1 protein-coding gene is annotated in these 355 nt (G+C 27.6%); it reads left to right on the plus strand.

Going from position 1 to position 355, the window contains the following annotated elements; translation table 11 throughout:
* Window positions 1–355 (plus strand): hypothetical protein (locus tag DAHG_RS21330; RefSeq protein ID WP_034456179.1); only part of this gene is annotated, 355 nt, incomplete at both ends.

Here is a 355-nt window from a genome sequence, read left to right on the forward strand (position 1 = left end):
TTAGACCCAGCTAAGATTGAATTAAACAATAAAACACAAATCAAAAAACGTATCGATTTAATCAAGAATCATAGCTATTATGACAGATTTAAAGATGAAGATTCAGTAATTGCTATCTTAGATGCTTATCAAGAATTATTAGATAACATTGGTACAAATGCTGATGTATTAAAATCAGATGAGTATAATGCATTTATCAAAACTAAAGTAGCTAATGTTAAAGCTGATAACAAAGTTACTTTAAAGGAATTCTTAAAAAATATCGATGAAGACAAAAATCTAAAAACTGATAAAGAAAAAGCTGAGAAATTAGCTAGCTTGCTGAACTCTGAACAATGGGTAATTCTGAAAGATG

The sequence above is a fragment of the Dielma fastidiosa genome, from assembly GCF_000313565.1.
GTDB lineage: Bacteria > Bacillota_I > Bacilli_A > Erysipelotrichales > Erysipelotrichaceae > Dielma > Dielma fastidiosa.